Here is a 26766-nt window from a genome sequence, read left to right on the forward strand (position 1 = left end):
TTTTATCAGTGATTATCACTAAAAAATAAGAATTGAATATATACTTAGCATTAAAAATAGTGGTCTTTTATCCGAATGCCTTTTCGATAACCATTAGGATAGAGTAGTAAATGTCAAAAGCAATAAACTTTTTAATTTCTGAGGTATTAAATTCCTTATCAGTAATATAATATAAACGCTGAGCAATAAGGGATGTACTTACATTAGCATCTTTTTCGAGTGTGGAGATGATGTCTTTGAAATCACTACTTTCATTCGTGTTTTTAAGACATTGTATTACACCGCCTCTGTAGTTGAATATGAAAATCTCTTCTCCATTTTTTTTATCTGTGGTACCAGATTTTGCCTTTAATTCTGGATATTGATTTTCATATTCTGCTAAACGAATCCATAACGAATTTTTAGAGTTAGCTTGTTTTTTGAATTGTCTGGTAATTTGTATAGAGCGATCCGTAGGTAATTTTCGCAGATTGACCGACAGGGTAGCAATTTCGGTAAGAAAGGTTTTGTATGTCTTTACTGTATCAGTACCAAAATTGTAATACTCAAAAATATCTTCTTCAAAGGCTTTGAACGATTTTGAAAGCAGACCAGTCTCGTCCACAGAGAGACAATCAAATTTTTTCTGAGCAGATATACTAATAGCGCTTAAACCTATTAGTAGTATTAAAGCGATGTTTCTAAATCTAATCTGGGGCATTGATTGAGATATAGTTTTATGTTGGTTAAATATTTGTTAAAACGCGTACTATTTAGGGCTAAGATAGCAATAAAGTTCTAAACTTTTAATTTCGCTAGCATTTTTTTCTCTATCTCCATGGCCAATCTTTTGGGGATGATGGGTTCAATTAAAGTTTTTCTATTGTCTTTAGGTATAAATATCTCTTTTTGGAGGGGAGGGATGAGCTCTTCATCATTTTGATACGCATTAACACCAGTAAGTATAACCTTTTGATCATCAAATAGCTTTTGCTCTTTGGAGGCACTTTCTTTAATTTTTCGTTGGACAATACCTTCTTTCAACTGATTTAGAAAGCCTCCACCTTGCTCAATGTTTTTGAATACTTCAAGCGCTTCTTGAGCCATAGTAGTTGTTAGGCTTTCGATATAATAAGATCCTGAAGCCGAGTTATGTACCTGATCAAAATAACTTTCTTCTTTTAGGATCAACAACTGATTTAATGAGATCCTGGTTCCGAATTCATTCTCTTTATTATAGATATAATCATAAGGCAAATTGTAAACCGTATCTGCTCCTCCTAAAATCGCACTCATACACTCAGTAGTGGAGCGTAACATATTTACATTATAATCCAAGATACTTTTGTTGCGTAATCCAGGACTTGCAATTATGTGACAATCTATAGACAACTTATAGGCACCAATTAAGCTATCCCATAAATTTCGTAACGCTCGTATTTTAGCAATTTCAAAAAAGTAATTGCTTCCTACAGCAACCTGAAACACGATCGAAGTTTGCGATAAATTTGCGTTTTTGTTTTGGTTAAAATGATTAAGGTATTCATTAGCTTGGGCTATGGCATAAGCCAGTTGTTGAATACTATTGGCTCCAGCATTTTGATATAAAGTCGTATCTACAGATAACACACTTTTTAACCCTGTGCTTTGACTAACAATTTGATCCAGTGTACTATGATCTTCTTTGAGATTGGTATACCAGTTGCCTGTTTTAGCCAGCTGATTAATAATATCTGTTAAAAGATATATGGTGTGGTTAGATTGAACAGCAAAATCGTTTAACTTTTGAACAAAGGAAACGGAAAGGAAATCGGTGGTTATATATAAAACCACTTCCGTATCGAGTTCTTTACATAGAATCGCAGGATCAACAGCGGTATCCGTTATCAAAAAGTATAAACTCTCAGCTCCTTTATCGATGGCTTCTTTAGCCTTTTGGTTTCCTTCTTCTGCGTGAGTAACTTCAATTTTAACACTATTTTTCCAAGCGTTACCTACAGTGAAGTCTGATGATTCTTTAATATCGTCTTGAGTATAGAAAGGCTTGATGGCAATATTTTCTAAGGAATTGTAAATGAGCGTTTCATTGTAATCAGCTCCTTTGAGATCGTATTGTATTTTTTGTTTCCATTCTTTAGTAGAAACCGGATTGAATTCTTCAAATAATGATTTAGTCATTTTCGTTGTCTTTAGGGATACTGTCTTCGTATTCTATAATATAAACTTCTTCATTATCGCGTTTCATAAAATATTCTTCGCGTGCAAATCTTTCGAGCTCACCACTATCTTTGAGCGTTTTTATATTTTTTTGATCTTTGACAATTTCTTTAATGTAGTATTCTTTGTTGTTTTCTAATTCGTTAATCTCTTGGTCTAGCTCTCTGTGTATTAACCAAGAATTCGTATCAAAAAATAGCATCCAAATAACAAATAATAAAACAATGAGTACATATTTGTTAAGCAAAATAGCAAATACCGGGATCAGTGCCGGCTTGTTTCTAAGCTTATTAAAATACTCCTTTATCTTCAAAGTTTTCTATTCTTATTATAAAAAATAATGTGGTAAAGGTACAAAAGTTAATTCAAGCGATCCTTAACAATAGTACGTACGATATCAACAGCAACCGTATTGTAATTATTATTAGGTATGATGATATCTGCAAATTCTTTGGTAGGATCAATGAATTGTTGGTGCATGGGTTTTAAGGTAGTTTGATAACGGTCCAGTACTTCATTGATGTCTCTTCCACGCTCGGCGATATCTCTTTTTAATCTACGGATAAGTCGTTCATCACTATCCGCGTGTACGTAAATTTTAATATCAAACATTTTGCGTATTGCCGGATTGGTAAGAATAAGAATTCCTTCTACAATTACGACTTTTCTGGGTTTAGTAGGAAGCGTTTCTCCGGTGCGATTGTGGTCAATAAAAGAATAGACCGGCTGTTGAATGGTTTCTCCTTTTTTTAATTTTTTTAAATGTGAAATTAAAAGTTCAAAATCAATAGATTGAGGATGGTCAAAATTTATTTTAACGCGTTCTTCGTAGGGTAGATGACTTGTATCATTATAATAAGAGTCTTGAGAGATAACACAAACTTCGTCAACGGGTAATTCACTTATAATTTGATTGACCACTGTGGTTTTTCCACAACCTGTTCCACCCGCAATACCAATAATTAACATTACTATTTGTTTTTGGGGCAAATTTAGCTATTGTTTTTGACTAAATCCTAATACAAATTGAGATCTGTTTGATTTTTAAATCGGTTTCAGGCAACGCTATAAAAAGTGACTAAGGGTAGTATATAACACCGCTGCTAGAATCTTTAGTAGCTCCGGTTACTGATTGTAGGCAGTTGACTTCGTTTCTATCTCTAAGCACCCCTAAAAATGCAAATACCAACGCTTCTTTAAAATCGATCATTTTTTCGTTAGGAGTGATCACATCAGCAAGATTTTCTAATTCTTTTTTAATCGTAGTTATTAGAAAGTTGTTTTTAGCGCCTCCACCTGTAATGAACACTTTTGCTTTATGCTTAGTCGTGTAAGATTTTATGACTTGCCCTATTTGATGTGCAATATGCACTGTAGAGGTGTGTAATAGATTGGCGACGGTATCTTTTGTGCTTTCTATTAAAGGAATGCAATGTTGAGTAAACCATTCCTGTCCTAAGGATTTTGGTGGGTTAAGATTATAGTGCTCTAGTTTGTTTAAATGATCTAATAGTCGCAAATTTAGAGTTCCGGATTGTGCAATGTTACCGCCCTTATCATACTCCAGGTCGATTTTGTTACTTAGGTAATTAAGCAACATATTTACAGGAGATATATCAAAGGCAATTCGTTTCCCTGTTTTTTCTTCAAAAGAAATATTGCTGAATCCCCCTAGATTGAGGCAAAAATCATATTTACTAAAAAGTAATCTATCCCCAATGGGAACCAAAGGGGCGCCTTGTCCTCCTAGAGCAACGTCTTTTGTTCTAAAATCGCATATCACCTTCTTGTTTGAAGCATTGGCCAAATGTTGTCCTGAACCTATTTGATAGGTGAGTCCTTTATCGGGTTGATGAAAAATCGTATGTCCGTGGCTAGCAATAAAGTCAACTGCCAGGTTGTGTTGCGCGATAAATTGCTTAGCCTCTGTACCTAACCAATGTCCGTATTCGTTATGTAATAGCAACAGTTCAGTAGCGTCTAAATGAAGAGCCTGTTGTAATTTGTTTTTTAATTGTTGGCTATAGGCTATTGTTTTTGTGTCTAAAATCGTAAAAGACCATTTGGCATAGTCATACTGAAAATTACAAAAGGCGATATCTAATCCATCCAAGGAGGTTCCGGACATTAAACCGATGACCTTATATTGATGAGTGTTGTTTGACATGCGTTTGATGACTTATCCAGTTTTAAAAAACGGAAGATATTTAGAGTAATTAAGGAATCCAAAAACTTGTGGAAAATTTACGCTAAGGATATTTTAAAAAATTTGATTAAATCTTGACTTTAGCTGCTAAGATGCTTTTATAAGTAAAAAGAATATGTATATTTGCACCTGCTTAAAAAGAAGACCATCGGGGTGTAGCGTAGCCCGGTCATCGCGCCTGCTTTGGGAGCAGGAGGTCGCAGGTTCGAATCCTGCCACCCCGACAACTAAAAATCCAATCAATATTTTGATTGGATTTTTAGTTTTTTACCACCTTGGACTTTTTACATAGTTGTCATAAAAGTTATTTCTTTCTTTAAAATGATGGTTAACAATATCACATTAAAGCTGCACAGAACTTTCAACATTATACAGAAATATTGACGTTTTTTGTAATTGGGTTATTGATAATAGGAAAAACATGTTAATTTTATATAGAATTAAATCAATATTTCAGTAATTGCTTCAATTCTATATAAAATTAAAAAGAAAAATATTCTTTGTAATAGGGAATATACCTTAATACATTCGTCCTTATGAATCTATCTTTACCAGTTCTTAGTTATAGCAAGGCCCTATCCTTTCTGTTTTTCTTAGCGTTATACTGCAACCTTGCCGTTGCTCAAAACAGAATTATAGTAAACCCTTCTTTTGAAAGTGGTTCCGGTATACCACATACAGAAAATGTTGTGTATTTAGAATCACAGATCGGCGATAATCCTGAAATTGATGGTTGGTTTTCAACGCATCCTACTTTCGATAATTCCGAAGGCGCAATTGAGCATTGGAAAAGCGGCTTTAATGGTGTAAACTCTCAAGAAGGAGGATATTTTGTTGAACTTAATGTATCACAACCCTCACGATTATATCAAATAGTATATTTAGTAAATGGCGAAACTATTGAATGGGAATATTATCATCGAAAAAGAATAGGAAGCCAGACGGAAACTGTAGAGTATTCAATTTATAGCCAAGATGGTAATAGTAAGCTGTTTACGATAAGTTCGCACACTGCAAGTGGCACTTCGGCTTGGGATGAAGTGTCAGGAACATTTAACTTTACTGGAGCCACGGGAGTGTATCAAATTGGTTTTGAAGCTACTTCACCTGCTACTGGTGGTTCGGGTAATTTTTTGGATAATATAAATATTGGTTTAAATGCGCTAACTGAGTTTCCGGTGAATAGTATAACTGTAGATGAAACTGATAATGCGTTCAATCCAAGTCTTCAAATCAATGGTGAGGTAAAATCTAGTTCAACAGTTACATTTTCAGTGGTTGGAGGAACGGCGGTGGAAGGAGTAGATTTTACCTTTACGAATAAAACGCTTACTATTCCTGTCGGAAAATATGGACTATCCGATACCATTCCAATTGATTTATCACTCATCGACAATGCTTTTGTTGATGGAGAAAAGAACATACAAATTGCTATAAGTTCGGTATCGGGCGATATTACTAATCTGGATACTGATGGAGATGGTTACATCGGCACACTTAACCTTGTCATACAAGATGATGAAACTGCTCCTGGTGGAGTATCAGGAGTTAACCTTTGGCTCAAAGGAGATGTAGGGGTGTCTGAAAATGCTGGAAACCTTACCAACTGGCAGGATCAGACTCAGCGTAACACTTTTTCTGTAAATGGTTCACCTACGGTTACCTCTAATGCGATCAATTTTAGTCCTGTAATTTCATTTGCTAATACGGATGCAAAAAATGCATTGCCAACAAATCGCCTGGATGGAGATGAGGTTATTAATGTAGTAGAAGGTTTTGCGGTGTATAGATATAACTCTAGTTCAAATAGTGGGGCTGTAATCGGAAGCACGCAATCAGGTTCCAATTATGGGAAAGCCATTTTTGCAGCGGATAATGATCAACGGGTGTATTTTGGTAATGGATTAAATAGCACCTATCAAAGTTATGCGAATTCCGCTTTGGATACTCGATTTACCATAAATAATCTAGATATTTCATCAACAATTTCTCCTTTTGCTACAGGAAGATTAAATGGCGAAAATCAATCTATTTCAGCAGGAGTAGGTGGTGATTTTGCTACCATAGCTATAACACCGATGATAGGAGGAACCAATAATCTAGACGGTGATAATGTCACCTCAGGATGGTTCCCATTAAACGGAGATATTGCTGAAGTTGTGTTATACGCTACAAGTTTAATGAATGCCGATAAACAAAAAATTGAGTCTTATTTGGCGTTAAAGTATGGAATTCATCTTTTTGGAAATTATGTAAATAGTCAAGGTTCAATAATTTGGGATGCCACTGTAAATACTAGTTATCATAATGATGTGTTTGGAATTGGAAGAGATGACAATGGCGGATTAAATAAAATACAAAGCAACAGTATTATGACTGGCAGTGGTGACGGTACTGGTCAAAGTGGTGCTGCTAATATTGTATTAAGTAATCCCAGTGATTTACAGGATTTAGAATATTTGCTTGTGGGTCATAACACGGATGCGCTAACTGAGTTATCATTGGGTGAACAGTTACCTTCATCTTTTTCGGGATATAGAAGGCTTGACAGGGAGTGGTGGATAAAACGAATTGGAAATCCGGGAACCGTAGATTTAACTATAGATATTACTGGATTAACAGTATCTGGCTCAGGAACATTAGATTTTAGGTTAATTATTGACAATGATGGTGATGGTGACCTTAGTACAGGACAATTAACGGTAGTGCAACCTAATGATTTAACAGCAAATGTACTTACCTTTAATGCTATAAATTTACCGGATAATCAAGCATTTTCCTTAATAACCCAGGTGCCAACAGCAGGAGGTGTAGGTAATGAAATTTTATGGCTCGAGGCTTCTAAAGGAGTAAGTTTCTCTGGTAGTACAGTTGATGGATGGTCAGATCAGACAGGATTTAATACTTTTTCGGTGGTTGGAACTCCAGAGTACGAGGAAAATGCAATTAATTTTAATCCTGTGATATCTTTCAATAATACAGATGCCAAAAATGTGTTACCTACTAATCGGCTCGAAGGTAATCAGGAAATTGATGTAGTAGAGGGTTTTGCGGTGTATAAATATAATTCGACAACAAATAGAGGTGCAGTTTCGGGTAGTACCATATCAGGAGTGAACTTTGGAAAAGCAATTTTTGCTGCGGATAATGATCAACGGGTTTATTTTGGAAATGGCGTAAATAGTTCATATCAAAGCTATCAAAATACCATAATTGATAATAACTATACCATTAATAATTTAGATGTTTCTGCTTCTATATCTCCTTTTGCCACAGGTAGGTTGAATTCAGGATCTCAAACAATAACTGATGGTGGTGGCGGTGATTTTTCAAGTATTTCAATTACCCCGATGATTGGAGGTACGAATAACGTGGATGGTGACAATATTTCTTCAGGATGGTATCCATTTAATGGAAATATAGCTGAGTTAGTTCTTTTTCCCAGTAATCTAAGTTTAACTGAAAGGGTTGAAATTGAATCTTATCTAGCTTTAAAATATGGAATAACTTTGGATACATCTGTGGTTAATTATTTAGCATCTGATGGTACAACTATTTTTTGGAATGATCTTACGTATTGGAATGATGTTTTTGGTATTGGAAGAGACGATGCTAGTGGACTTATGCAAGAGCAAAGTAACAGTATACATACAGGAAGTGGAGATGGAACCGGACAAGTTGGCCAGGGAAATATTGTTTTAAGCAATCCGACTAGTTTAGATAATCTTGATTTTTTAATGATAGGACATGATAATGCTGCTTTGATTGAACAATCAACTGATATACCAGCATCCGAGTCTTGCTTTGCTCGGTTAGCCAGAGAATGGAAGGTTGATGTAACAGGGGATCCAGGACTTGTGACACTTAGTTTTGATCTCAATGCATTAACCGTTGGAGGAACCTTGTTAGAAGATTTTAAACTATTGATTGATAGTGATGGTGATGGTGATTTTACTACAGGTGCAAGTACAGTACTTCCCACAAGTTTTAATTCAAACCGATTGACTTTTGAAAACTTAACCCTTACTGATAATGTCATATTTACGTTTATAACAGGACAAGAATCGATTGCTCCAGTCATTAGCTGTCCTGCAGATATAATTCAATCAAATGATCCAGGTAACTGTTCTGCTATTGTTAATGGTTTAACTCCTACTACTAGTGACAATTGTCAAATTGTATCTCAAACCTGGACATTAACCGGTGCAACTACTGGGAATAGTTCTTCAATTGATATTAATGATGCTAGCGGTCAAGTTTTTAATATTGGTGTTACAACAGTAACGTATACCGTGAATGATGCTGCAGGAAACACCAACTCTTGTCAATTTACAGTGACAGTAAATGATACTGAAAATCCAGTTGTAAATTGTATTTCTAATCAAACCAAGTCGGCTGATTTAGGTGAATGCTTTTACACGGTAGTCGGGACTGAATTTGATCCTCTTTCAACTACTGATAATTGTTCAGTAGCTTCAATTAGTAATGATTTTAACAATTCAAATACATTAGATGGAGCGCAATTGATTGATGGGACGGTTGTTGTTTGGACTGTGGTAGATACTGCTGGTAATTCAAATACCTGTAGTTTTACGATTACTATTGAGGATAACGAGGATCCAACCATAGCTACAGTAAGTGCTGTTACAGTAAGTACTGATTTGGGACAATGTTCGTATGATAGTACTCAATTAGCACCTCCTGCAACTACAGATAATTGTGGGGTAGCAAGTGTTTTGGCCAGTCCTTCTAGCTTAAGCCTTGGAGAAAATACAGTAACCTGGACAGTAACAGATGATGCTGGTAATACCAATAGTTCGATACAATCAGTTACTGTTGTGGACAATGAAAATCCTACCATTGCTACAGTAAGTGCTGTTACAGTAAGTACAGATTTAGGCCAATGTTCATATGATAGCAGTCAATTAGCACCTCCGGCCACAACAGATAATTGTGGGGCAGCAAATATTGTGGCCAGTCCTACAAATTTAGACCTTGGAGAAAATACAGTAACCTGGACAGTAACAGATAATGCAGGAAATACGAATAATTCTATTCAAACAGTAACTGTTGTAGACGATGAAGATCCCACCATAGCAACAGTAAGTGCTGTTACAGTAAATACAGATTTAGGCCAATGTTCGTATGATAGTAGTCAGTTAGCACCTCCGGCCACAACAGATAATTGCGGGGTAGCAAGTGTTACGGCTAATCCTTCTAGCTTAAGTCTTGGTGAAAATACGGTCACCTGGACAGTAACGGATAATGCTGGTAATACACGTAGTTCTATACAATCTGTAACTGTTGTCGATATTGAGAATCCTACAATAGCAACACTTGGTGCTATCACGGTCAATACGGATTTAGGACAATGTTCTTATGATAGTACTCAATTAGTTCCGCCAACAACTACAGATAATTGTGGGGTAGCAACTGTTATGGCTAATCCTTCTAGTTTAGGCCTTGGAGAAAATACGGTTACTTGGACTGTAACAGATAATGCAGGTAATACACGTAGTTCTGTACAATCCGTAACTGTTTTAGATAATGAGAATCCTACAATAGCTACGATTAGTGCTGTTACGGTTAATACGGATTTGGGACAATGTTCGTATGATAGTAGTCAGTTGGCGCCTCCGGTAGCCACAGATAACTGTGGTGTAGCAAGTGTTTTGGCCAGTCCTTCTAGTTTAAGCCTTGGAGAAAATACAGTAACCTGGACAGTAACAGATAATGCAGGTAATACAAATAGTTCTATACAAACGGTCACTGTTGTAGATAATGAGAATCCTACAATAACTACACTTAGCGCTGTTACAGTGAATACAGATTTAGGACAATGTTCTTTTGATAGCACTCAATTGGTTCCACCAACAACCACAGATAATTGTGGGATTGCCAGTGTTGTGGCCAGCCCTTCTAGCTTAAGCCTCGGAGAAAATACGGTCACCTGGACAGTAACAGACAATGCTGGTAATACGCTTAGTTCTATACAAACGGTCACTGTTGTAGATAATGAGATTCCTACAATAGCTACACCAGCCGCTGTTACAGTGAATACAGATTTAGGACAATGTTCTTTTGATAGCACTCAATTGGTTCCACCAACAACCACAGATAATTGTGGGATTGCCAGTGTTGTGGCCAGCCCTTCTAGCTTAAGTCTCGGAGAAAATACTGTCACCTGGACAGTAACAGACAATGCAGGTAATACCAATAGTTCTATACAATCCGTAACTGTTGTGGATAATGAAAATCCTACTATAGTTACGGTAAGCGCTGTTACCGTTAATACAGATTTAGGACAATGCTCGTATGATAGTTCTCAATTGGTACCACCCTCAACATCAGATAATTGTGGTGTAGCAAGTGTTGTTGTTAGTCCATCTAGCTTAGAACCTGGAGAAAATACCGTTACCTGGACAGTAACTGATAATGTAGGAAACGTACAAAGCACCACACAAATCGTTACTGTTGTAGATACTGAAAATCCTCAACTTAATTGTCCAACCGATCAAACCGTTAATATTAATAGCGGTGAAACATATGTTCTGCCTGATTATATTGCAGATTTTCAAATTGAACCTAGTGATAATTGTAGTGGAACTTCTCAGATTTCTCAGGATCCTATTCCTGGTACCCAGTTATCCGAAGGAGTCTTTACGATAAGTTTTAGTGTTCAGGATGCTAACGGAAACCCAGCATCTTGTAGTTTTCAATTAACTGTAGAAAATACCCTCGGAATTGAGGAGGAAACCGAGTTGTCAAATGAAATTAAAATTTATCCTAATCCAATAGGTAATTTCCTATATATTCAAAGTAATAACGCTATCAAGCTAAATACCCTAACCGTATTTGATATTGCGGGCCGGATAGTTGAAAAATTTAATTTAGAAGATATGGGGAATGAAAAAATGTTAGATTTATCTGGGCTGGAAAATGCAGTATATTTAGTGATTATCCAAAGCGAAAAAGGAAAATTGGTCAAATCAATTGTTAAAAAGTAGACTTTATATTTCTAACTTGGGTTTAATATATGATGTAATGTTCTTTTTATTTAGATAAGAAATAAGGCTGCTATTTTCTTAAACTTTTTATATTTGCATTCCGAAAAATTGCGGGATGTAGCTTAGCCCGGTTAAAGTGCGCGTCTGGGGGGCGCGAGATCGCTGGTTCGAATCCAGTCATCCCGACCAATATAATCCAATCACCGAAGTGGTTGGATTTTTTAATTTCCAGACGTAGGCTTGTAAAGCTTTAAGGTAGGAAATTAAAAAAGCTAAACAGCCGCAAGGCTGTGTAGGATTATGTTGAGCAACAACCCCTAGTATCTGGATCACTTTGGTAATCCAGTCATCCCGACCAATATAATCCAATCACCGAAGTGGTTGGATTTTTTAATTGCTGATAAAAGTGAAATCAAGGTTTGCTATACGATTTATAATTTTATATTTATCTAGTAAAAACATTCTATATAAAGTCGTGTCGCCCCATGAATAACCTATATTTTGGTAGTGTTTATCTTCTGTTCCTATGTTGGCTACCTAATAGTTATGCTCAAACTCATAGGAGCAAAGAGATTGTAGAAGCCGATTCTTTAATAACAAAAAGTTATCAAGAATTAAATGATGCCTTTTATGATAATTTAACCAATGACGATTTATATGACCTGTATGCCAACGCTTTTTTAAAAAAAGCATATCAAGAAAAAGACACTGTTAAAATGGCAAGAGGCTATTTTAATAAGACCTATAGGAGTGAGGATAAATATTTTACTGGTCTTGATAGCTTAATTAAATATGCCCAATTTATTGATAAGAAGTTTTGGTTGTGGGCGGCATATTACCGAAAAGGTACCTACTACAGTGATCGAAGAGAATTTAAAAAGGCATTAGCAAATGAAATCAAGGCATATCAGATAGCAGTAGACAGTAAATTGGAGCATTATGAGGATATGTCGCTTACAAGTCTGGCAATTTTGAAACAAAAGGTAGGTAATAATCAAGAAGCCTTAAAAGACTTTAAAAAAAGTTATCTGTACAATCGACAATTATTATACAATGCTCCAGGAGACACTATCGATAAAAATATGGGTATTGCTTATCTCAATCGATTGCATTTATTGTCAAATTCTTACCGATTAAACGGAATACTTGACTCAGCAAATCAACTAAATATGGAAGCCCAAAAATATAGAAAATATCCCTGGGCTAAACCAAACCTTAATAAAATAAGACTTAATGGAGCAGAAGTGCATTTTGATAAATCCGAATATGCACTGGCTATAGATAGTGCGGCATTAGCTGTACCAGAATTTATAGAAAATGAAAATTTTAAAAGTGTCGCGGTATGCTATTATATACTTGGGATGTCTAAAATAAAGCTGGGTCAAAAGAAAGAGGGTGTACGAGATTTAAGAAAAATGGATAGTATCTACGTGGTATTAGGCAATATCTATCCGGCGGTACGACCAGGATATGAATATCTCAAAAAATACTATGCTAGCAGAAGAGAACTCAAAAATCAATTGTATTTTGTTGAACAACTTTTACGTTTTGACAGTATCGCACACACCAATTATGCTTTTGTTTCAAATGAAATTACCGAAAAAATTGACAAGCCTAATTTATTACAGGAGCATAAAGAGCTTCAGGAGCAGTTAGCTGATACGTCTAAAAAATCTAAAAAATGGTATGTGATAGGAATTGGATTAATTCTAATTCTAATTTTCGAAATACTGAGGAGAAAGCGAATCATACGCAAAAAAAATAGAGAAAAGGATGAGTTACACGACTATTATAAAAAACAGTTCGATTTCTTAATTGCAAAGAATGAAATTCATACCATAGAGCATAATAAAAAAGAGGTATTAGATGTAACTGCCAGAATGCCTGTTGATGAGCTCGATATTTCTAAAGAAATTATAACATCTGTACTCCAGGGACTGCGAAGGTTTGAAGATCAACAAAAGTTTGTAGATGCTGATATCACGGCATCATCATTAGCAAAGAAATTAGGAACTAACGCAAATTACCTGGGTAGAATTATTAAATTTCATTATCAAAAGAGTTTTAGAAATTATTTAAATGATTTAAGACTGGATCTTGCCCTAAATAAATTGCGAAACGATAAATCATTTAAAAACTTTTCAGTTGAAGCTATGGCAAGAGAAGTAGGTTTCAAAACTGCAGAACCTTTTTCCAAATTATTCAAAAAAAGGACCGGTTTTTACCCTTCGGAGTTTATAAAACAATTCACATCTTAAGTGCTTAAAATTCAAGTTACTGAAGCATTGTGTAAAGCTCGTCATTTTAAAATTAGGAGTACCGAATCCAAAAAATACTTTTAAGAAATAGAATATCTCCTTTACTTAGCACCGCAATTAAACGTCTTGTTGTCAAAGTATTAAAAGTCATGAATTTTAAGATTTTGATGTAGACAGCCCTACTGATTGAGTTTCATTTTGGATCAATGCCTAAACGTACTCAATTATATAATTATGACTTATCAATACTAAAAAAACACCGGTGTTGATGCTAAAACTTACTTTAAACATATTCACATGAAATTTAATTTTTTAACCACTTTACTGGTATTTCTTTTTGCCACACTATCGATTGGTGCAAAAACCTACTATGTTTCGCCGAATGGCAACGATAACAATTCAGGTAATTTATCGGATCCTTTACAAACTTTACACAGAGCGATAGACTTGGTCTCTTCTGGCGATATAATCTATCTAAGAGGAGGAAATCACAATTACAGCAATTCAGTCATAATCACTAAAAATGGAAACTCTTCAAATCCTATAAAAGTTTTTGCCTACAATGGCGAAAATGCGGTTTTAAACTTTGCGATGAGTGAAAACTCATCAAATAGAGGGGTTGTACTTGAGGGAGATTACTGGCATTGGAAGGGCATCACTATTCAAGGAGCCGGAGATAACGGAATGTTACTCTCCGGAAATAATAATATTATTGAAGACTGTATTTTTAGAAATAATAGGGATACTGGGCTTCAGTTAAGCAGATATAGCTCCAGCGCTAATACTATTGGTGATTGGCCTTCCAATAATTTGATTTTAAGATGTGAATCTTATGACAATAAAGACAGCGATAATGAAGATGCAGATGGATTTGCAGCAAAACTGACTTGTGGAACCGGAAATGTATTTAAAGACTGTATTGCACATCATAATATTGATGACGGATGGGATTTGTATACCAAAAGTGAAACCGGTCCAATAGGCATTATTACACTAGAAGGTTGTATTGCCCATAATAACGGTAAGTTAACGGACGGTATCACCTCTGGGGCAGGGGATAAAAATGGATATAAATTAGGCTCTTCCGCTCATAAAATTAATCATATCGTTCGTCGTTGTATCGCTTTCAATAATGGAAAACACGGCTTTACGGATAATGGTAATATAGGGAATATTGAATTTAGCAATAACACTTCATTTAACAATGAAGGTTATAATTTTCATACCCGAGATGGAGGAGGCCATACTTTTGTAAACAACATTTCTTTTGGTACTACTCAGAAAGATAGACTAAGAGGAAATTATACGGCACCTAATTCTTTCGTAGGAGAAGAGGGTGGTTTTGCAATAGATAATTCAGATTTTGAAACTTTGGCTCAAGGACCAAACTCTGACCCTACTGTTAATGGATTTTTAATGTTAAAAGAAGGTAGTAATTTAATCGATGCCGGTACAAATGTTACAGGTATCAGTTATAATGGATCAAGCCCTGATCTAGGTGCTATTGAATTTGGAGCAGTTGAACCGCCCAAAGATCCAGAAATAATCCTTTCTAGTACTGCAGGAGATGGAGTGGTGGATTTAAGTTGGACGGTAGAAAATTTAGACGTTTCAGCATTAGAAGTATATAGAGATACAGATCCAGATCCTAAGGGAAGAAGCCGAATAGCATTTCCTGCAAGTGACTCTAGAAATTTTAGAGACACTAATGTCAGCAATGGAACTACGTATTATTATTGGGTAAAAGCTAATGCTTCTGTAAACTCAAATCGAGTTTCAGGCACTCCGGGAAATCCAGCAATTTATTTAACTACTGAAGCTGGAGATGGTAGTGTAGCATTGAATTGGGGGTTACAAGATCTGAGCGCTACTGCATTAGAAGTGTATAGAGATACAGATGCAGACCCTAAGGGTAGAGTACGTATAGCTATGGTATCCGCAGATAGCCGCACATATACGGATACTAACTTAGATAATGGAACGACCTATTATTACTGGATAAAAGCTAATGCTTCATTAAATTCTAATGTTGCTTCAGCCCAACCCGTAGGTAGCTCTAAAATTAATTTATCTGCTAATGCAGGGGGTGATAACATTACTTTGTCCTGGTCTATAGAAAACTTGGCAGTATCTTCCTTAGAAATCTATAGAGATACGGATTCCAATCCTCAAGGAAGATCAAGAATTGCCATGGTATCACCAGATAGTAGAAATTTTACGGATAATGAAATCATCAGAGGGACAACTTATTATTACTGGATCAAGGCGAATGCCTCACTAAATTCTAATATTGCTTCAGCGGCAACAGAAAGCGGTTCAGCAGTACGTTTATCCACCAGTGTTGAAAACAATAGCGTTACGCTCTTCTGGGATATAGAAGACTTATCGGTGTCATCGCTTGAGATATATAGAGATACAGATCCTGACCCTAAGGGAAGATCTAGAATCGCGTATTCTCCCACAGATTCCAGAGCGTATACAGATAGTAATGTAATACCGGGAACCACATATTACTATTGGATCAAAGCAAATGCTTTTTTAAATTCGAATACTGCTTCAGCAACTCCTACTAACGAAGACAATACGGTAAATTATGATTTAATTGGATATGCGACATTAAATGGCGGAACTACAGGAGGAGAAGGAGGTATTAGTATCACTTGTAGTACGGGTGATTGTATTTTAGAAGCGATACAGCAGAAAAAAGATGGAGATATTACTGAGCCTCTTATTATTTATGTTAATGGAACGGTAACACCTTCAAATACATCCGCTTCAAAAATTGATGTTAAAGAAGTCCAGGATATTTCCATTATTGGGGTAGAAACCGATGGGTTATTTGATGGTATCGGGATCAAGATATATAAAGCTAGTAATATCATTATTCAAAATGTAACCGTAAGAAATGTAACTATCGGAGATAAAGATGCAATTGGTATCGAAGGTCCGGCAGATCACATATGGATAGATCATTGTGAACTTTATGCAGAGTATCAAAATGTGGATAAAGATTATTATGATGGATTGTTAGACTGCAAAAGAGATGTGGAGTTTATTACCTATTCTTTTAATTATTTACATGATAGTTGGAAAATGATGCTGGTAGGTAGTTCTAGTAGCGATACTTATGATAGAAAATTGACGATGCATCATAACTATTTTGATAATGTCAATTCCAGAACTCCATTATATCGAGGTGGATCCGGTCACGTATTTAATAATTATTATAGCGGTATAGGATCTACAGGGATAAATACCAGAGCGGGAGCTTGTCTAAAGGTTGAGAATAATTATTTTAAAGACGCAATAAACCCGATAGTTTGGGCTTATGGAGATGTCGCAGGTAGTGTTGATCAAAGTAACAATACTTTTGAGAATGTTAGTTGGGATTTTTCTAGTGATAGTGTCAATGAACCAGGTTCTTGTCAATTATCAATTCCGTACCCGTATAGTACCTCATTGCATGCTACTGAGGATGTACCTTCCATTGTAATAGCTCACGCTGGAGTAGGTAAAATAGGAAATACTTTAAGTAATTTTTCTCAATTCGGCACTTCAGCTAAAGGGGAGTTAATGGCATATCCTAATCCTGTGGGTGCAGCGAATGTGCTTACCATTAACATACCTAACTATAGAGGAAACGAGCAGATAAGAATTGTGAATTTGCTTGGAAAAGAAGTGCTTAAGAGACCTGCCAAAAGTAATACAGAATATATCGATGTTGCTGATTTTCCAAGTGGACAATATATTATTCAAGTTAAAACGACTACCTCAACTCAACTGAAAATGTTTGTTAAGTAAGTTTTCTATGTTAGCCATTGCCCAAATCTGTAGCTTTCATTGGTGTTAACCTACAAGGGGAGATCAATTCTATATTATAAAGTGTTTATGTTATGGCAATATTTCATTTATAATTAGAATGTGCCAGAGATTAGTAAGGGATGCCCTTAACGTAGTTGTATTATGTAACTAAATAGAGGGTATCTCATCTCTGTCATTAACAGTATTACTATTAAGAATAGAAAAAAACATTTAAGAAAAACTTAATTAATGTTGTGCTTCTCAAGCAGTTTGTGTTGCAGAGTACACTGAATTATTTGTGAATTGTCCAGACTAGTAGCGTTTATTAGTTAGGCAAAGAGGGGAGATAAAAAGCTTCGGGACATATCGTTCTGGAGCTTTTTTGATTAAAAAAAATTTTAATTATTACCAAAAACCATGTCTTTCACATCTTTTAAGTTATCCCTAATATTGACATCGCTGAGGTTATTTTTTACCTTTTTACTGGAGGTACTAAACCAATTGAATTCTTGGCTTTTAGTGATAAAATGATTTAAAATGTATTGTAAAACAAGTTTCTGATCTTCATTTGAAAAGCAGGGATCGTTTTGGATTACCCAGGAGTCGTCGTCATTACTTCTAGTTAGGGTAACCGAATCACAGTCAATTTGATTAATGCTGGAATTAAAAGCATTCAAATTATTAATTAATTTGCGAATGGAATCACCAGAAAATTCAGCATTTCTGATTTCCTTTCTTTTAAAATATCCTTTTTGAGTAGCTAATTTTTCTTTCCAATTTTTGGGAACGTTTATACTATATTTTAGCTTTTGTATAGCATCTTTAGACAAGGTGTCCTCTACTATGCGATATTTGATTTTATTTTCATAAACACCAATTTGGTAATATTTTTTTGTAGCCGTAGTGTCAATACTAAAATCTGTATCAACCAAGGTGTCATTAACGGATTGACCAACAATATCCGTTTTGTCATATATCCTATCGATCATCGTATTGTAATTCGTAATGAATGCAAGTGTACTATCCGTATACCAAGTAGCGTGCATTAACGCTAAAGAGTCATTCATGTTATCCATAAGGATATTTTCTATAGACCATTTCGCTTCAGTGAGTTGTGCTATCTCTGATGCAGTCACTATGTTATCAGCAATAACCGCAGTGGTCAAATAAGACAACCTGTTGTAAGTTGTTGGTCTTTTTTGATAGTAACATTTTTTGAGCTCCCTAATAATGTTTTGTAAACGTGCTTGTTTTAGCTCTTTGTTTTTTTGATTGGTCAACCATTGCTCGGTAGCGGTATCTATGGCCAAAATATGTTCAATTTCTCCCGGAATTATAGAATCCAATAGTTTAGCTTCTTCAAAGCTTACAAACTTGTCATCAAAAATTTGATTTGTAATTCGTGAAATGGTGTCGTGATGAAAGTGTACTTCTTTAATTTCATTACCGGTTAATAAGGCCATAAAATTTTTAATGGTTTCTTTGCTTTGTCGCTCTGCTTGCTCAATGATTCCGGCTTTCAATGCCATTTTTTCAAGTTTATCGATACAATACTGTTTGACTACTTTGGCGTGTTCAAAGTTGGCATTTCTAGCTTCGAGGATTTGAAATCCTGGTATTTGCTTTTCAGGGATAAACCAGGGATTAATGTCTTTGGCTAAAATTTTGGGGTATACGCCATAGATATGTATAATTTGATGTTTCTCATCATACACAAAGTTTTGATCATTTAATTCACCAAAATCAATACCTGCTTTTACCCAACCTCTACCAATTATCGCAAGATCGGTCTTTAGTTCTTTTTTAATGTCCTTGTCTTTCTTTTTGATATTATAATGAAATTCAGAGAATACTTTACCTTCTTTAATTGGTAAATCGCTCAACATGTATTCATTAAATGCCGCTTCATTTAATTCCTGACTTTTCGCTTTTACTTCTTGAAAAAGTGACCAAAGCAAATTTCTATATCTATTTTTATCAGTAGACGTAGGCACTCTTTTGTCAAAATAAAATCCTAGTATTTCGGGACTCATGGGTTTGTGATAAAACAAAGAATCGGTCTGGGGTATGTCTTTGAGTTTTTCTTTGAAGTCTTTTTTGGGTTTACTTACCCAAGGCAGCCAATTGAATGAAAAGAAGCCTTTTTTCTTCTCCTCTTGAGGCTCTCCGAGGATATCTTTTTCCTTTAAACCTTCCAGATGAACATCTAATACATATTGTTTCATATCTCGAAAGATATCATTGGCCTGATCGCTAATATCTTCTTCTTCGATTAATTTTAATACGGTTTGGTCGTAGGTTGCTATAGCTTCACCATAGTACTCTGCTGTAATAAGCTGTCCGATTTCTTTTATGGCAGTAACATTATTAGCTGTATTTTGAAGTTTGAGTCCTCCACCAAAAAGATTCCAGGGGTTGATTAGCACTATAATAAAGATGATAGCAGCGATAATTAAAATATCGATGAGTAGCTTGCCGTATTTTATAAAAAAGCTCCAAAACATATCATTCGCTTTTAGCTGTGCCTAAATCTACTTTGTCAATGGCTAATTCATTACTCGTAAAACTGATATATATTTCTTGGTACCCCAAGGATTTTAATAAGCCTCTAAGTAAAGTTCTGGTATGTTGCTGGGTGGTTTCTACCAGCCCCATATATTCCAGGTTATTTCGGATATCCAGCTCAGCTCTTCTAAAAAACTCCTCTTGATCTTCTAAAGAAATAACATTTAAGAATTTATTATCGGTGATTTCTTCATCCAACCGAAACTCTCTTGGAGGGTACGAAAAGTTGAGTACTGTTACTTGCGGTAATTGTAATTCAATTTTAGAACCATCTATTTTAATGTCTTCAGGTTTAATGTCATTGAGATCGATTCCGGTTTTGATGATGGCTTTGGAATAGGCTAAAAATCGTGCTTCATTGAGTTTAACTACCCAGAATAATTTTTTTGTTTTGGTGCCGTGTACAATTTTATCTATAGTAAATTCTGTTGTGGCGAGTTTAGAAGCTGCTTGTATTTTTCCTACAACCAGTGGACGTTGATCTTTTTCGCAAGCGCAAAACAAGCAATAAATCATCAACAACAGTATTATGTTTACTAACCTAATCCTCATAATAATACAGAATACTTTTGATTACGTTGAACAAACATTCTGCCAGTTCATCTTGTCCTTCATCAGACATTAGATACTTTGCTTCCTGATAATTGTCAAAAAATAAATTCTCTACAAGCATCGCAGGACATCGTGTGTGTTTGAGTACATACAGGTTCTTTTCTTTGAGCCCTCTAAATTTAAATTTGCCATTAAAAAACTTTTGGTATTCACGTTTAGCAATTCTTGCCAACTGGTCACTAGGGGTTTCATTAACACTGGTCCAAATCTCAATACCATTGGCAGTAGTACCCTTGCCTTGTAAGGAGGGAGAAGCTGCATTACTGTGCAGCGATAAATAATAAACAGATTTATCCTTAGTGTACATTCTATTGGCTTCTGCCACACGCTCACTAAGCTTTAGGTCCTCTTCTTCAAAAACATTTAAGCTGTAATATGGGATTCCGTTTTCTTCTAATTTTTTAATTAGCTTTTTGGCAATCTTACGGTTTACAACACCTTCTAAAACCTCAAACTCTTCATCTGTTCCTATAAACTTATAACGTTTTTTATTACCAGTGGTATATTCGCCATCTATCGTACCGCCGTGGCCGGCATCAATAATGGGAGTACAGGGATAATTACGTTGGCCTTGCCCATCTTCACCAAATTCGGCAACCAGATCTTCTTCTTCTACCTTTGCTGATTCTTTCTCCGTAGAAGCAATGGTACTTGCGGAGAATGTATTTAGTGTGTCCTTTAGTAATGACAGGTCTTTGGTTTTGTCTTCCAACCCTTCTTTCGCAGCGAAGGCAGCATCTTCTTGAATAAATTGTTCATCTTGTGATTTTAAGTTGCCCGCTAAATTGGTAGTTTTAGCACCCGGAGCTGCGTCAGATGGTCTATCCTGGCTATTGTTTTCTGGCGTATTGTTCGATGTAGGTGTATTATCTTTCCACCTCGACTGCAAAAAGCGTAAGGACTTATCTCCAAAATAAAAAGCCATCATCATCAAAAAGGCAGTTTCAAAAAATTCAAACTGATAGCGGAGCGTGGGGTTTTCCAAAAGTCCTTGTTCCATCCCCATACTAGATATCAAAATTGAGATAGCACCAAATAATAACGTAAATGCCAGCATACCCCGTACTGTTCCAGGAGGAACGCCGAAGGTTTGACTGCGGTATGGGTTAAATTTTGGTTCTTCTAATTCGCTTTGTAAAACCACTTCGCCATTTTTGAGTCGTTGCTTAGCGTCTTCTATTTTTTCCCAATCTCTAATCGTATAGCCATAATTGACATTGTAGTGATAAACTGCCCATAAAAAATAGCGTAAAAAAACCACTAACCAGATTAATAAAAAGATTACTGCTGCAGATTTAAAAGGGTCCTTGGTAATCAAAAAAATGAGAACAGCTGATATCAGTCCCAGGCCAAATAGAATCCAGGTCAATACACTAGCGTGTCTAAAAAAGAATCTTTTGTAGTCCCCATCTATAAGTTCACTTTTCTTTTTATTGGTATCCGTGGTAGCATTTGATTTCATGCTGTCCGATTGGTTTATATCATTATTTTTCATGCTGACTGTACTTTAAGATTGTTAAGGTGTAGTTGTTCGATCCAGTCTTCATCATAAATCACTAATCTAACAGGCTCTCCGACTTCCAGGAGCGCTTTGATGTGTTTATAAAATTTAGTATAAGCTTTTACTGAGCTAAGTATTTTCTTTTCTAAAGAAGAGGCGTGTATGCCATCTGCAATTAAGATACAACCATCGGTATCTCCGTGATCATTACCGATATGAATGTAGATAAAATTGAAATTTTCCACGTTTTTTACTTCCAAATGATGGGTAAAGAAATCCTTTAAATCGGACCTATTCCTATATTTTTGGGTTAATGGTGATGGAGGATCTGTGATCTCTCTAAATCCTATTTGATAGGTGCCCGATGGTATCCTGGTTTTTCCTTTAATTTTTTCTTCTCTATAGGTATCCTCTAAAGTATATGCGGTAAATTTATCTCGGACATACAATAAACCTAGCGTAGTGTGTTCATCATAGGTGTATCGAATCAAAGTTATGGTTGTACCTAAAAAAGGTGTAGTTGTTTTTAAAACAGCTTCTTGTTCTTCAATCTCTTTTTTTAATTCATTTAATTTTTGCTCTGCATCCTTGAGTTGAGAAGTAACCTCCTTTTGGTGTGTATGGGTAAGTTGATCGACAGTTGGTTCTTCTTTTTCTTTAGAACCAAAAGCACCTTTCAGCTGATCAAAAATATTTCTAAAAAAACCAATGATGCTTCCTGCAAAACCAATCAGCCAAAGCCAAACTTTGTCGAGTAGTTTAGGATTAGTAAAGAAAATTACAACCGCTAAAATTAGCGCTGCTATTAATAATAGAGCAAAAAAGCGTTTCATGTGTGAAAATGTGGTTGAATGATTTGTTCATTTGTACTTAAAGGTAGTTCAAATATTGATATAACTGATTGATTTACAGTATTTACGTATAAATTTTATGGTGTTTTGGTAATTTATTTATAATGAGTTGGGTAAAAAACGTCTTGAAAGTATTAGAAATACTGATGTTGTATTGTGTTTTGTTGTTTTCAATTGAAATCGTATTTGTTTTTTTGATCTTAAGGTTTAAAGGGGAAAAGAACCCATTGCGAATGAGGTGAAAACCTATGGTATTGATGTAATTAAGCATCATGTTTTTGTAGATCATGAAGAAAACATTCAAACCATAATTGTTTTTAGTAGACATAATTTAGTTCGAAATAGTATTCAATAAGGACTGTAACTCATGTTACTGAACCTTTGCTAACTGAACCTTACCTTTGAAAAGTTAAAAAGCTAAGCAGTTGTAGCAGCGTTAATGAAAGTATCATATGTTAAAAAAAATATTCCCAATTATACAATGGTTACCTGTCTATAAGAAATCCTGGTTATCTGGTGATATTGCCGCAGGGATCACCGTAGGTATCATGTTAATTCCTCAGGGTATGGCCTATGCCATGATTGCTGGTCTACCACCTGTATTTGGCTTATACGCGGCATTAGTTCCACAAGTTATGTACGCTTTTATGGGTACTTCCAAACAGTTGGCTGTAGGGCCCGTTGCCATGGATTCGCTATTAGTAGCTTCAGGATTAGGGGCACTTGCTTTGTCTGGGATCGAGGAATACATTGCTATGGCTATTTTCCTGGCTTTATTTATGGGAGCTATACAATTGCTTTTGGGGCTATTACGGATGGGATTTTTGGTAAACTTTTTATCTAAACCTGTAATCAGTGGTTTTACTTCGGCAGCCGCAATAACCATAGGAATGAGTCAAGTGAAGCATTTGCTTGGTATAAACGTAACCAACACTACACAATTAATAAGCTTATTTCAACATATAATTGAGAAACTGCACACTATTAATTTAATAGCGGTAAGCATTGGTCTGATTTCCATCTTCATTATTTTAGGGTTAAAAAAAATTCATACCAAAATTCCAGCAGCTTTAGTTATTGTTATTTTAGGTATTGTAGCCACATATTTTTTTAATTTAGAAGCCTTTGGATTACAAATCGTAGGGAATGTTCCAGAGGGGTTGCCATCTTTTGTATTACCAACCTTAGATACAACGAAATTCCCAGAACTTTTTACCATAGCCATAACCCTTGCCCTTATAGCATTTATGGAAGCTATTTCAGTTTCAAAAGCAATAGAAGAAAAGCATCAAGATTATGAAGTAGATGCCAACCAAGAGCTAATTGCTTTAGGAACGGCTAATATAGTTGGATCGCTTTTTCAATCGTATCCGGTAACGGGGGGCTTTTCGAGGACTGCTGTTAATGATCAGGCAGGAGCTAAAACAGGGGTAGCCGCATTAGTAAGTGTATTAATAGTCGGATTAACATTACTATTTTTAACGCCTATTTTCTACTACTTACCAAAATCGATTTTGGCTGCCATTATTATGGTTGCAGTATTCGGGTTAATTGATATTTCTTATCCTATAACTTTATACAAAAACAGCAAAGATGAATTTTATTTATTGTTACTTACGTTTGGATTAACCCTACTCATAGGCATCAAAGAGGGAATTTTAATAGGAGTTTTAGCGTCTTTGCTGTTGTTGGTTTATAGAACCTCAAAACCACATATTGCGATTTTAGGAAATATAAAAGGCACAGATTATTTTAAAAATATTAATCGTTTCGGGGATGAAGTGATTATTGATGAAAAGGTGCTTATTTTACGCTTTGATGCTCAATTGTATTTTGGTAATAAGGATTATTTCAAAAAAGAATTATACAAAGAAATTCAAAGAAAAAATGCCAAACTGAGCACGGTCATTTTAAATGCTGAAAGTATCAATTATATTGACAGCAGTGCTATACATATGCTGAAACAAGTAATTATGGATTTGAAGAAGAAAAACATTTCATTCTTGGTAAGCGGAGCCATCGGGCCAGCAAGAGATATTATTTTTAGTAGTGGACTGATTGATCTTATCGGTCGCAATAATCTATTTGTAAAAACTGTTGATGCTTATCAGTATTGTACTTCAATTACAACAAAAACAGAATTGCAGCGAAAAATAGCCTGGCAAAATAAAAGTAAACTATATTTAGATTAACTGGTGTTATATCTGTAACAAAAGTTACGGTATATAATTAATAGCATTAGTATCTTTACATCGTAAAATTAAGGAAATATGAAAGTAGAACAAATTTATACAGGATGCCTGGCACAAGGCGCATATTATATTGAGAGTGAAGGTGAAGTTGCCATTATAGATCCACTTAGAGAGGTAAAGCCTTATATAGAAAAAGCGAAGAAAAATAACGCAAAAATCACTTATATTTTTGAGACGCATTTCCATGCTGATTTTGTGAGTGGTCATGTTACCTTATCTAAAGAAACTGGAGCACCTATTATTTTTGGTCCACAAGCTAACCCTAGTTTTGATGCGATTATCGCAAAGGATGGACAAGAGTTTAAATTAGGTAACGTAACCATAGTTGCCTTACACACTCCAGGACATACTATGGAAAGTACAACCTATTTATTAAAAGACAAAGACGGTAAAGATTACGCTATATTTAGTGGAGATACCTTGTTTCTTGGCGATGTAGGTAGGCCAGACCTGGCACAAAAAGCAGCGAACATGACCCAGGAGCAATTGGCGGAAACGCTATATGACAGTTTACGCACTAAAATAATGCCATTAGCTGATGATGTTATCGTTTATCCTGCACATGGGGCTGGTTCTGCTTGTGGTAAAAATATGATGAAGGAGACCGTAGATACCTTAGGCAACCAGAAGCAAATGAATTATGCACTTCGAGAGGATATGACAAAAGAAGAGTTTGTAAAGGAAGTAACCGATGGTTTGTTACCTCCACCACAATACTTTCCGCTAAATGTGAAGATGAATAAAGAAGGTTATGATGATATTGATGAGGTGTTAGAACGGGGTACGCAAGCTTTATCTCCAGATGCATTTGAAACGGCAGCCAACGAAACCGGAGCTATAGTTTTAGATGTTCGTCATCAAAATGAATTTGCCAAAGGGCACGTACCCAGGTCCATTTTTATTGGGTTAGATGGTGGATTTGCACCTTGGGTAGGCGCATTGATTGCGGATGTAAAACAACCAATTTTGTTGGTCGCTCCAGAGGGTAGAATAGAAGAGGCAGTAACTAGACTGAGCCGAGTTGGATTTGATCAAACGCTTGGTTTTTTAAAAGGTGGTTTCGAAGCCTGGAAAGAAGCAGGTAAGGATTATGATACGGTGGATAGTGTATCAGCAGATACCTTTAAAAAACAATTAGAAGCCGACGATAAAACTCCAGTATACGATGTACGAAAGGAAGGTGAGTATGTATCAGAGCACATTGCTGATGCGCAAAATACGCCATTGGACTTTTTAAATGAGTATCTAACTGAATTTCCAGAAAAAGAAACCTTCTATGTACACTGTGCAGGGGGATATAGAAGTATGATCGCCGCTTCAATCCTGAAGAGTAGAGGAATTCATAACCTAATCGACGTTGCTGGTGGCTTTAAAGCAATTAAAGAAGCAGCTATACCGGTTACTGATTATGTGTGTCCAACAACCTTAAAATAAATTGTATAATAAATATAGAAAGTCCGCAACTTGCGGACTTTTTTGGTTTTATGAGGTTTATACCCTTTTTGTACCATCAGTAA

The 26766-nt window shown here is 35.6% G+C and carries 14 protein-coding genes and 2 tRNA genes; 7 read left to right on the forward strand and 9 right to left on the reverse strand.

Going from position 1 to position 26766, the window contains the following annotated elements:
• Nucleotides 1-67 precede the first annotated feature (67 nt).
• The 5 genes from EV197_RS08980 to EV197_RS09000 all read right to left on the reverse strand — a co-directional run bounded on the left by EV197_RS08980 (nt 68) and on the right by EV197_RS09000 (nt 4363).
• Nucleotides 68-700, reverse strand: coding sequence for a hypothetical protein (locus EV197_RS08980; RefSeq protein WP_130286422.1), 633 nt, complete (start codon nt 698-700; stop codon nt 68-70).
• A gap of 77 nt (nt 701-777) precedes the next feature.
• Entirely contained in the window at nt 778-2157 is a 1380-nt protein-coding gene (locus EV197_RS08985) for a methylmalonyl-CoA mutase subunit beta (RefSeq protein WP_130286423.1), read from the reverse strand.
• The gene (locus EV197_RS08990; protein WP_423190650.1) at nt 2150-2509 is read right to left on the reverse strand and encodes an FtsB family cell division protein; all 360 of its coding nucleotides are present in this window, start codon (nt 2507-2509) and stop codon (nt 2150-2152) included. The genes EV197_RS08985 and EV197_RS08990 overlap by 8 nt, the downstream gene beginning before the upstream one ends.
• A 47-nt stretch (nt 2510-2556) precedes the next feature.
• Complete coding sequence (gene udk / locus EV197_RS08995; RefSeq protein ID WP_130286424.1) at nt 2557-3165, reverse strand: uridine kinase; 609 nt, start codon at nt 3163-3165, stop codon at nt 2557-2559.
• Between the two features lie 109 nt (nt 3166-3274).
• Nucleotides 3275-4363: an anhydro-N-acetylmuramic acid kinase gene (locus EV197_RS09000; RefSeq protein ID WP_130286425.1), complete on the reverse strand. Its 1089-nt coding sequence runs from the start codon at nt 4361-4363 to the stop codon at nt 3275-3277.
• A 188-nt stretch (nt 4364-4551) separates the two neighbouring features.
• On the opposite strand from EV197_RS09000, the gene EV197_RS09005 reads away from it, so the two are divergent.
• The 5 genes from EV197_RS09005 to EV197_RS09025 all read left to right on the forward strand — a co-directional run bounded on the left by EV197_RS09005 (nt 4552) and on the right by EV197_RS09025 (nt 17468).
• A tRNA-Pro gene (locus tag EV197_RS09005) sits at nt 4552-4626 on the forward strand.
• A 312-nt stretch (nt 4627-4938) separates the two neighbouring features.
• Nucleotides 4939-11409 carry a DUF8202 domain-containing protein gene (locus EV197_RS09010; RefSeq protein WP_130286426.1) on the forward strand — a complete coding sequence of 2157 codons (6471 nt, stop codon included), beginning with the start codon at nt 4939-4941 and terminating at the stop codon, nt 11407-11409.
• A 111-nt stretch (nt 11410-11520) separates the two neighbouring features.
• Nucleotides 11521-11598 (forward strand) — tRNA-Pro (locus EV197_RS09015).
• Between the two features lie 296 nt (nt 11599-11894).
• Nucleotides 11895-13667, forward strand: a complete 1773-nt coding sequence (locus tag EV197_RS09020) for a helix-turn-helix domain-containing protein (RefSeq protein WP_130286427.1) — start codon at nt 11895-11897, stop codon at nt 13665-13667.
• 297 nt (nt 13668-13964) lie between these two features.
• Entirely contained in the window at nt 13965-17468 is a 3504-nt protein-coding gene (locus tag EV197_RS09025; protein ID WP_130286428.1) for a pectate lyase family protein, read from the forward strand.
• A gap of 398 nt (nt 17469-17866) precedes the next feature.
• Here the strand turns inward: EV197_RS09025 and EV197_RS09030 are convergent, their stop codons facing one another.
• From EV197_RS09030 to EV197_RS09045, 4 genes are read right to left on the reverse strand one after another with little or no spacing between them, the layout of a single operon-like run.
• The gene (locus EV197_RS09030) at nt 17867-19972 is read right to left on the reverse strand and encodes a DUF4230 domain-containing protein (protein WP_130286429.1); all 2106 of its coding nucleotides are present in this window, start codon (nt 19970-19972) and stop codon (nt 17867-17869) included.
• Between the two features lies 1 nt (nt 19973).
• Nucleotides 19974-20549, reverse strand: a complete 576-nt coding sequence (locus EV197_RS09035) for a DUF4230 domain-containing protein (protein WP_242610713.1) — start codon at nt 20547-20549, stop codon at nt 19974-19976.
• A 25-nt stretch (nt 20550-20574) separates the two neighbouring features.
• Complete coding sequence (locus tag EV197_RS09040) at nt 20575-22140, reverse strand: N-acetylmuramoyl-L-alanine amidase (RefSeq protein ID WP_130286431.1); 1566 nt, start codon at nt 22138-22140, stop codon at nt 20575-20577.
• Nucleotides 22137-22979: a DUF5675 family protein gene (locus EV197_RS09045; RefSeq protein WP_130286432.1), complete on the reverse strand. Its 843-nt coding sequence runs from the start codon at nt 22977-22979 to the stop codon at nt 22137-22139. The genes EV197_RS09040 and EV197_RS09045 overlap by 4 nt, the downstream gene beginning before the upstream one ends.
• Nucleotides 22980-23449: 470 nt before the next feature.
• Here EV197_RS09045 and EV197_RS09050 point away from each other — a divergent pair, with 470 nt between their 5' ends.
• Both EV197_RS09050 and EV197_RS09055 read left to right on the forward strand, forming a co-directional pair.
• Nucleotides 23450-25189, forward strand: a complete 1740-nt coding sequence (locus EV197_RS09050; protein ID WP_130286433.1) for a SulP family inorganic anion transporter — start codon at nt 23450-23452, stop codon at nt 25187-25189.
• Between the two features lie 78 nt (nt 25190-25267).
• Nucleotides 25268-26683, forward strand: a complete 1416-nt coding sequence (locus tag EV197_RS09055) for an MBL fold metallo-hydrolase (protein ID WP_130286434.1) — start codon at nt 25268-25270, stop codon at nt 26681-26683.
• Nucleotides 26684-26766 lie beyond the last annotated feature (83 nt).

This window comes from Aquimarina brevivitae (assembly GCF_004216895.1).
GTDB classification, from domain to species: Bacteria; Bacteroidota; Bacteroidia; order Flavobacteriales; family Flavobacteriaceae; genus Aquimarina; species Aquimarina brevivitae.

Bases quoted from the DNA above. Each gene is read 5' to 3' on its own strand.
- EV197_RS08980 (WP_130286422.1), bottom strand. From the start codon at position 700: ATGCCCCAGATTAGATTTAGAAACATCGCTTTAATACTACTAATAGGT.
- EV197_RS08985 (WP_130286423.1), bottom strand. From the start codon at position 2,157: ATGACTAAATCATTATTTGAAGAATTCAATCCGGTTTCTACTAAAGAA.
- udk (WP_130286424.1), bottom strand. From the start codon at position 3,165: ATGTTAATTATTGGTATTGCGGGTGGAACAGGTTGTGGAAAAACCACA.
- EV197_RS09000 (WP_130286425.1), bottom strand. From the start codon at position 4,363: ATGTCAAACAACACTCATCAATATAAGGTCATCGGTTTAATGTCCGGA.
- EV197_RS09010 (WP_130286426.1), top strand. From the start codon at position 4,939: ATGAATCTATCTTTACCAGTTCTTAGTTATAGCAAGGCCCTATCCTTT.
- EV197_RS09020 (WP_130286427.1), top strand. From the start codon at position 11,895: ATGAATAACCTATATTTTGGTAGTGTTTATCTTCTGTTCCTATGTTGG.
- EV197_RS09025 (WP_130286428.1), top strand. From the start codon at position 13,965: ATGAAATTTAATTTTTTAACCACTTTACTGGTATTTCTTTTTGCCACA.
- EV197_RS09030 (WP_130286429.1), bottom strand. From the start codon at position 19,972: ATGTTTTGGAGCTTTTTTATAAAATACGGCAAGCTACTCATCGATATT.
- EV197_RS09035 (WP_242610713.1), bottom strand. From the start codon at position 20,549: ATGATTTATTGCTTGTTTTGCGCTTGCGAAAAAGATCAACGTCCACTG.
- EV197_RS09040 (WP_130286431.1), bottom strand. From the start codon at position 22,140: ATGAAAAATAATGATATAAACCAATCGGACAGCATGAAATCAAATGCT.
- EV197_RS09045 (WP_130286432.1), bottom strand. From the start codon at position 22,979: ATGAAACGCTTTTTTGCTCTATTATTAATAGCAGCGCTAATTTTAGCG.
- EV197_RS09050 (WP_130286433.1), top strand. From the start codon at position 23,450: ATGTTAAAAAAAATATTCCCAATTATACAATGGTTACCTGTCTATAAG.
- EV197_RS09055 (WP_130286434.1), top strand. From the start codon at position 25,268: ATGAAAGTAGAACAAATTTATACAGGATGCCTGGCACAAGGCGCATAT.